The organism is Anaerolineae bacterium (assembly GCA_011176535.1).
Classification (GTDB): domain Bacteria; phylum Chloroflexota; class Anaerolineae; order Anaerolineales; family DRMV01; genus DUEP01.
The window spans coordinates 1-6,329 of record DUEP01000068.1; the positions used below are offsets into that span (position 1 = coordinate 1).

The window sequence follows — 6,329 nt, forward strand, 5'->3', positions numbered from 1 at the left end:
ACGGCGGGTGCGCATGGAGATCGACCTGACGCCTTTCCAGATGCGCCCCGATGTCAGCGTGCAGGTAACGGATAGGGAAGGGCGGGAGGTGGGGCGCATGGATATCGTGCATGTGATGACCCCCCACATCGCCCTGACCCTGCACCTGCGCGAACCTGAGCCAAAGGGGGAGTACACGCTGACCGCCACGGTGTGCTACCCGCCCCCGGAATACCGTTACCTGCGTCAGGATGACCCGCGCGCGCAAACCGAAGCGGTGCCTCAGCAGGCCATTCCCATGGTGGCCGTCCACCGCGCGGCGGTGAAGTTCACCGTTTCATGAGCGGGTCTCCCTCCCTTCCCTATTCTCTACGCTGCTCCTGAGATTGCCCATGCGTGCTTTGCTTCGGATGTTCACCTTCCTGCGCCCCTACCTGCTTCAGGTGGGGCTGGCCTTTTTCAGTCTGTTGGCCATTACCACCGCCAACCTGGTGGTGCCGGACATCATCCGCCAGGTTATCGACACCGGCCTGTTGCTGGGGGAGCGGGCCTACCTGACCCGGGCGGCCCTGCTCATCCTGGGTATTGGCCTGGGCCGGGCGTTGTTTCTGTTCTTGCGCCGTTACCTCACGGCATGGCTCGCTCAGCGGGTGTCCTTCGACCTGCGCAACCGCCTGTATGCCCATTTGCAGCGGCTTTCGTTCGCCTATCACGACCAGACCCCGGCCGGGCAACTCATCAGCCGTACCATTGAAGATGTGCGCTCGATGACCAACTTTTTGGGCGGTGGCCTGATCGAACTGGTGCAGATGGGGCTGATGTTCGTGGCGGCGCTGGCCGTGATGTATTCGGCCAACACCCGCCTGGCCGCCATCGCCACCTTGCCGCTCATCCCCCTGGTGCTGGTGACTACCAACTTTGGCCAAAAAGTGACCCACATGTTTTACCGCATTGACCAGGGGTTGGGTGAGATCACCGTGCGGGTGCAGGAAAACGTGCTTGGGGCCGCTGTGGTGCGGGCCTTTGCCCGTGAACAGTACGAGGTGGACCGGTTCACCGAAAGCAACCGCGAACTCTACGACGCTCGGCTCACCGTCATTGGCCAGTGGGCCCGCATCATGCCCACCACCCACTTTCTTATCGCCCTGGGTACCATCCTCATCCTCTGGTTTGGCGGCCAGATGGTGTTGCACGGCGAGGCGACTTTGGGTGAGGTGGTTGCCTTCAATAGTTACTTCATGCTCCTGGGCGTTCCGGCGCGGCAACTGGTGTGGCTGGTCAACTCGGGGGGCGAAGCCGCTGCCGGGGCCAGGCGCCTGTTTGAAGTGCTGGATGCCCGCCCCGCCATCCAATCGCCGCCAAATGCCCTGCGCCTGCAACCCATCCAGGGGCGGGTGACCTTTGAGCATGTCTCCTTCCGCTACCCCGGTGAACCTCACGAGGCGTTGAAGGAGGTTCACCTGGACATTGCCCCGAACACCGTGGTAGCCCTCATCGGCCCCACGGGGAGCGGCAAGAGCACCTTAGTGCACCTCATCCCGCGTTTTTACGACCCCACGGAGGGGCGGGTGCTCATCGACGGTCACGATGTGCGCACCTTGGACCTGCCGACCTTGCGGCGGCAGATTGGCATCGTGTTGCAGACCTCGCTGCTTTTTTCCACCACGATTCGCGAGAACATCGCCTACGGACGACCCGATGCCACGGAGGAAGAGATCATCGCCGCGGCCAGGGCGGCCCAGGCGCACGACTTCATCCTGCGCCTGCCCCAGGGCTACGATACCGAGGTGGGCGAGCGGGGCGTGACCCTTTCGGGCGGCCAGCGTCAGCGCATTGCCATCGCCCGCGCCCTGCTCATGGACCCGCGCATTCTCATCCTCGACGATGCGACTTCCAGCGTGGACATCGAAACCGAACACCTCATCCAACAGGCGCTGTTCCGCCTGATGGAAGGCCGCACCACCTTCATCATCGCGCAGCGATTGGCCACCGTGAAGCGCGCCGACCTCATTCTGGTGCTCGATCAGGGCCGCATTGTGCAGATGGGCACCCATGAGACCCTGCTCGCCCAGCCGGGCCTGTATCGCGAGTTTTACGAATTGCAGTTGCGTTCCCAGGAGGAAGGGGAGGCGGAACCTACCCCAGGGGATTGACCCCTCACCACAAGGATTGCCGACCTGATGGATATCCCTGCGCTGTTTCTCGACCGCATGGCCCGGTTGTTGGGCGACGAATACCCGGCCTTCCGCGAGGCGTTGGCCGGGCGTCCTCATGTGGGGCTGCGGGCCAACACGCTGAAGATAGACCCCCAGGAACTGGCCGCGCGGTTGCCTTTTCGCTTGGAGCCGGTGCCTTGGTGCCCGGCCGGGTTTCGTCTGGTAGAAGGCCGTCGTCCGGGCGCCCACCCTTACCATGCCGCCGGGCTGTACTACACCCAAGAGCCTGCGGCCATGGCCCCGGCGGAGATTTTGGCGCCCCGACCCGGTGAGCGGGTGCTCGATCTGGCCGCTGCCCCCGGCGGCAAGACCACCCATCTGGCGGCGTTGATGGGCGGCGAAGGGTTGCTGGTCGCCAACGATGTGCAGCCTCACCGCGCCCGCGAGATGACGAACAACCTCGACCGCTGGGGCGCGACGCACATCGTGGTGCTGAGCGAGAAGCCGCAGCGCCTGGCCGACCGTTGGGGCGCCTTTTTCGACCGGGTGCTGCTGGACGCCCCGTGCTCTGGAGAGGGGATGTTTCGCAAGGACCCCGCGGCGCGCAGCACCTGGACCCCCAGGCATGTGCAGCGTTGCGCGGCCCTGCAGGAGAAGATTTTGCGCCATGCGGCCCGCCTGGTGCGCCCCGGCGGCTATCTGCTCTACAGCACCTGCACCTTCAACCCCGAGGAGAACGAGGGGGCGGTGGCCCGCTTTTTGGCGGCGCATCCCGATTTTGATGTGGTGCCGGTGCCGCCGCGTCAGGGGTTTGCGCCGGGGCGACCCGATTGGCTCACCCCGCCGGGGCCGGAAAGCCTGCGCCACGCGGTGCGTCTGTGGCCCCACAAGGCGCCGGCCGAGGGGCACTTCATGGTCCTCCTCCGCCGCGGTGAGGATGCCCAGCCCCCGCCCTCCCGCGTGCACCCCCTGCGCACCGGGCATCTGACCAGCGAGCAGCGTCAACTGTACCGGCGTTTCGTGGAGGAAAGTCTGACCGCTTCTCCGGCCCCCGCCTTGCGCCTGGCGGCCTTCGGCCATCGGCTCTATGCCGTGCCGGAGGGGCTGCCGAACCCCGCTGGCCTGCAGGTGGTGCGCTTTGGCTGGTGGCTGGGCACCTTCAAAAAGGGGCGGTTTGAGCCCTCGCCAGCGCTGGCTCCGGCGCTGCGTCCCGCCGATGCGCAGCGGGTGGCCGATTTCCCGCCCGACCACCCGGCGTTGGCCGATTTTCTCGGCGGTCGTCCCACGCCCTACGACGGCCCACCGGGGTGGACCTTAGTGTGCGTGGATGGCTTCCCCTTGGGGTGGGGTAAGGTCACGCAAGGGGTGCTGAAAAGCAAAGCGCCCCGCTGGCTACGGCGGGTCAAGTGGTAACAGGGGAGAGGACTGCCTGTCGCAGGGGCTGCGTGGATTATGTTCGTCGCGCAGAGGGAAGGACGCGTAAACGAATGCGCTTCTCGTCGATGACGGCGAAGGTGCCCTCCCAGGTTTCGCGGGAGGCCAAAGCGCTCAGCACGATACGGGTGATGGCTGCAGGGCTTCGAGGAGGAAAGCGCAAGAGCATGATCCCGCAGGTGGCCGGTAAGCAATGTTGGAAGGCCAGACGGCCAAAGTCCTTGTCGAAAGTGAGGATGATGCGCTCCTCCCGCACGGCTAAAACATCCTCGCCCCTTGGCCCCGGCTGCTCTTCGACCACCCAGAGCACCTGATGTTCCTGGCGGCGGAAGGCTTAAAGGAATGTTTTCATCGGCCAGAAACCGCACCGATGCCTTCCTTGTTGCCTACGAGGGCGGCAAAGGATACACTTTTTCGGAGCGTACGATTTCCTCGGCGTACCGCACACAGGCCAAAATGTCTTCCCGGCTCAACTGAGGATAGTTGCGTAAAATTTCCTCAATATCCACCCTTGCCCTAACAAAGCAATGATCCATTCCACGGCGATGCGCGTGCCTTTGATGATGGGCTTCCCTTGCAAGACCTTTGGGTCGGCGGTAATTCATTCCTGCCATTCCATGAGTGCCTCTCCACAAACCGGGTTCATGTGTTAGTATAACAGAACGCGACCGTTTTCTCTTTGCGAGAGGTGGTCTGCCCCTGCCCACTCCGAGATGCTCATGAGCGAAGAAACTTTGCAAAAAGCCTACGATCCGCGCGTGGCCCGCCGGTTGGCGGCTTACATCAAGCCGTACTGGGCCTCGTTCACCCTCTCCCTGTTCTTTATGCTCGTCTCTGCCGGAGCGGGGATGTTGGGGCCTTATTTCGTCAAAATGGCGCTGGATGAAGGCATCGGGGCCGGTTCGCTCCCCATGTTGCGGCAAGCCGTGCTGTTCTATTTTGTCACCGCGGCGGTGCAATGGCTGGTCATCTATTTGCGCGTCAACCTGATGGCCCGAGTGGGCACGGCCATCATCTACGATTTGCGCAACCAGTTGTTCACCCATTTGCAGAACCTCTCCCTGGGCTTCTTCAGTCGCTACGGTTCGGGACGCATCATCGCCCGCATCGTCAACGATGTCAGCGTGTTGCGGCGCTTCCTTACCTTCGCGGTGCTGGCCGTGGCGCGGGACCTCTTTGCCCTGGTGGGCGTGGTGGTCATCATGCTGCGCATGGATTGGCGGCTGGCGCTGATGACCTTCACCGTGCTGCCGTTGATGGTGGTGGTTACGGCGCGTTTTCGCCGCGTGGCCCGTGAGAACTACCGCAAGGTGCGGCAGGCCATTGGTTGGGTCAACGCCGTGCTGGCTGAGACTGTGCAAGGCGTGAAGGTCATTCAAGCCTTTGCCCACGAGGAGCGCAACGACACCCTGTTCCGCGAAGGGCCCAGCGCCCACGCGCTGAAAACCAGCCTGGAGGCGGCCCGGGTGGCCGCGATCTTCTTCCCCAGCGTGGATTTCCTCAACACCCTGGCCACGACCATTGTGGTCTATGTGGGCGGACAGGCGGCGTTGGGGGAGCGCATCACCCCGGGGATTTTGGTGGCCTTTGTGCTTTACATTGACCGTCTGTTCGACCCCATTCGCTCCCTGAGCCAACGTTACGACCAGTTCCAGTCGGCCATGGCCGCCGGGGAGCGCATTTTCAATCTGCTCGACACGCCCCCGGAGGTCCAGGACGCGCCCGACGCCGTTCCCTTGCCGCGCATTCGCGGCGAGGTGCGCTTCGAGCATGTCTCCTTTCATTACCCTGACGACCCCGAAACGCCCATCCTGGAAGATGTGGACTTCCTGGTTTGCCCCGGCGAGACCGTGGCGCTGGTAGGCGAGACGGGCGCAGGCAAGACCACCATTGTCAAACTGCTGGCCCGGTTTCATGACCCCACCGAGGGGCGGGTGCTCATCGATGGCTATGATTTGCGCACGGTGACCCAGGAGAGCCTGCGCCGGCAAATGGGCATTGTGCTCCAGGACCCTTACCTGTTTTCGGGTACGGTGCGCGAGAACATCCGCTTTGGCCGTCTGGACGCCAGCGATGAGGAGGTCGAAGCCGCCGCGAGGGCGGTGGGGGCGCATGAGTTCATCGCGCGGATGCGTCATGGGTACGACACGCCGGTGGGCGAGGGCGGGGTGCTGCTCTCGGTGGGCCAGCGGCAACTCATCGCCTTTGCCCGCGCTTTGCTGGCCGACCCGCGCATCCTCATCCTCGACGAGGCCACCTCCAGCGTGGATGTGCAGACCGAGCGCCTCATCCAGCAGGCCCTGGCACGGCTCTTGCAGGGCCGCACTTCGTTCGTCATCGCCCATCGGCTCTCCACGGTCACCCACGCCGACCGCATCTTTGTGGTGGATCGCGGGCGGATTGTGGAGCAGGGCCGCCACGCGGAGTTGCTGGCCCAGGGCGGTTTGTACACCCAACTGTATCGTCGCGGTTTCCAGGAGATGGACGAGGAAGAGGTGAGCCTGTGGACATGATGGCACGCCCTGCGGACGAGATCCCGCCCATCCATGCCCGACGCCGTCGTCTGGAGCGGTTGCTGGCCTGGGGCTGTGGCACGCTGCTGGTCCTGGCCTTGCTGGCGGGGCTGGCTTGGTGGTTTGGGAGCGGACGTTTCGCAAACCCGCCCACGCCTTCGCCCACGGTATCCCCCTCGGCCACGGCGACCCCTTCGCCCACGGCCACTTTGCCCCCCAGCGTCACCCCTTCCCCCACGGCCGGCCC

The 6,329-nt window shown here is 64.2% G+C and carries 6 protein-coding genes and 1 pseudogene; 5 read left to right on the top strand and 2 right to left on the bottom strand.

Going from position 1 to position 6,329, the window contains the following annotated elements; genetic code table 11:
* The 3 genes from G4O04_06995 to G4O04_07005 all read left to right on the top strand — a co-directional run.
* Nucleotides 1-322 (top strand): hypothetical protein (locus G4O04_06995; protein ID HEY58262.1); only part of this gene is annotated, 322 nt, incomplete at its 5' end.
* A gap of 49 nt (nt 323-371) precedes the next feature.
* Nucleotides 372-2,132 carry an ABC transporter ATP-binding protein gene (locus tag G4O04_07000; protein HEY58263.1) on the top strand — a complete coding sequence of 587 codons (1,761 nt, stop codon included), beginning with the start codon at nt 372-374 and terminating at the stop codon, nt 2,130-2,132.
* Nucleotides 2,133-2,156: 24 nt separating this feature from the next.
* Complete coding sequence (locus G4O04_07005) at nt 2,157-3,548, top strand: hypothetical protein (GenBank protein HEY58264.1); 1,392 nt, start codon at nt 2,157-2,159, stop codon at nt 3,546-3,548.
* Nucleotides 3,549-3,585: 37 nt separating this feature from the next.
* On the opposite strand, the gene G4O04_07010 is transcribed toward G4O04_07005, so the two are convergent.
* Both G4O04_07010 and G4O04_07015 read right to left on the bottom strand, forming a co-directional pair.
* Nucleotides 3,586-3,879, bottom strand: a complete 294-nt coding sequence (locus tag G4O04_07010) for a DUF5615 family PIN-like protein (protein ID HEY58265.1) — start codon at nt 3,877-3,879, stop codon at nt 3,586-3,588.
* 76 nt (nt 3,880-3,955) lie between these two features.
* Nucleotides 3,956-4,170, bottom strand: a pseudogene (locus G4O04_07015) (DUF433 domain-containing protein).
* A 112-nt stretch (nt 4,171-4,282) separates the two neighbouring features.
* On the opposite strand from G4O04_07015, the gene G4O04_07020 reads away from it, so the two are divergent.
* Nucleotides 4,283-6,082 (top strand): ABC transporter ATP-binding protein, encoded by a 1,800-nt coding sequence (locus tag G4O04_07020; protein ID HEY58266.1) that lies wholly within the window; start codon nt 4,283-4,285, stop codon nt 6,080-6,082.
* Nucleotides 6,079-6,329: hypothetical protein (locus G4O04_07025; protein HEY58267.1), on the top strand; the 251-nt coding region annotated here is incomplete at its 3' end. The genes G4O04_07020 and G4O04_07025, both read left to right, overlap by 4 nt.

What these genes read in the sequence shown, in the direction of transcription:
- G4O04_07000 (HEY58263.1), top strand. Translation starts at nt 372, where the DNA reads ATGCGTGCTTTGCTTCGGATGTTCACCTTCCTGCGCCCCTACCTGCTT.
- G4O04_07020 (HEY58266.1), top strand. Translation starts at nt 4,283, where the DNA reads ATGCTCATGAGCGAAGAAACTTTGCAAAAAGCCTACGATCCGCGCGTG.